Origin of the sequence: Streptomyces scabichelini, from assembly GCF_011045015.1 — a bacterium.
GTDB classification, from domain to species: Bacteria; Actinomycetota; Actinomycetes; order Streptomycetales; family Streptomycetaceae; genus Streptomyces; species Streptomyces scabichelini.
In genome coordinates this window covers 1-1,201 of sequence record NZ_JAAKZY010000465.1, presented here as the reverse complement: position 1 = coordinate 1,201, position 1,201 = coordinate 1, and the positions used below count along the sequence as shown (strand labels likewise).

The following is a 1,201-nucleotide window of genomic DNA, read 5'->3' as shown; positions in this document are numbered from 1 at the left end:
GCCCACCGTCCCACCGCCGCCCGACTCCCCCGACGGGCCCGGATGGCTGCCGCGGCCCGGCCGGTACGCCGTCGCGCCCGGCCGCTCGCTCGTCGAACTCACCGCGCGGTACGGCCCGTTGACGACGTGGCGCCGTCGCGTCACCCTCGCCGGGGCGTCGCTCACGGTCCCGGAGCCGACGGTCCCGGAGGACGGCGACCTCCAACCCGTCCTCCGCCCCGTCTTCCGCTTCGATCTCCGAGGCAGCCTCAAGGCCTCCCTCACCTCCGAACACGTCGAGCCCCTCGACGGCGGACGGAAGATGCAACTGACCGCCGACCTCGACATACGCGGAGTCAGGTTCCCCGTGCTCCTGCCGCTGCGCGTGGTCTCATGCGCCGACGACCGGTTGCTGGTGGTGGGCGCGGCCCGCCTCCCGTACCGCCTGCTTCGGCGCGCCACCGGCTTCCGGCTTCCGCTTCTGCGTCCGGCCACGCGGCTGCGGCTGCTGCTTGCCGCGGAGTTCGCGTGAAGGCGGGGCGGCGGGCGGCACTCGGTGCCGTACTCGCCCTGCTCGTGCTGCTGTTGGGCGTGCCGGGGTCGTCGGCGGCGGCCACGTACCGGGTGGCGATGAAGGGCTACGCGTACGGGCCCGCGGCCCTCACCGTCCCGGTCGGCTCCACGGTGACCTGGACCAACCAGGACACGGCGCCGCACGACGTGAAGACCACGTCCGGTCCGGTGTCGATCCACTCGCCGATGCTGAACAAGGGGCAGAGCTGGAGCTTCACGTTCACCACGCCCGGGTCGTACGGGTACTACTGCACCGTGCACCCGGACATGACGGCGCGGATCGTGGTGCGGGCCGCGGCGACGTCGGCGGCGCCTAGCCATGCGCATTCGGGGGCGGCCGGGCGTCACGAGACGGACAGCGGGCAACGGCCCGCGCCGTCACCGCGAGTGCCATCGACCCGGCCGGTGACCAAGTCCCCGTCCCCCGCCAAGTCCGCGCCCCCGTCCGCCTCGCCGACCTCATCGGCTGCGGCTGCCGTCCCCGCGGCCCCGCAGTCCGTCGAACCTGCCTCATCGGCCCGCCCCCTCAACGGCCTCCTCGTCCTGACCGGAGTCGTGGCCGGCGTGGCGGTGCTGTGCCTGCTCCTGGTGGGTTCCCGCTCCGCACGGTAGGCCTCCAGCGGTTGGGTGGGTGTCTACGGGGGTGGTG

Annotated in this window: 2 protein-coding genes; both read left to right on the top strand. The window is 73.9% G+C overall.

All coding sequences use genetic code 11. The features are described 5' to 3' along the window. A partial coding sequence (locus tag G5C60_RS50705) for a hypothetical protein (RefSeq protein ID WP_338146167.1) occupies positions 1–511 on the top strand: 511 nt, incomplete at its 5' end. Continuing rightward, positions 508–1,164 (top strand): plastocyanin/azurin family copper-binding protein, encoded by a 657-nt coding sequence (locus G5C60_RS50700; RefSeq protein WP_165271091.1) that lies wholly within the window; start codon positions 508–510, stop codon positions 1,162–1,164. The genes G5C60_RS50705 and G5C60_RS50700, both read left to right, overlap by 4 nt. Positions 1,165–1,201: the final 37 nt, after the last annotated feature.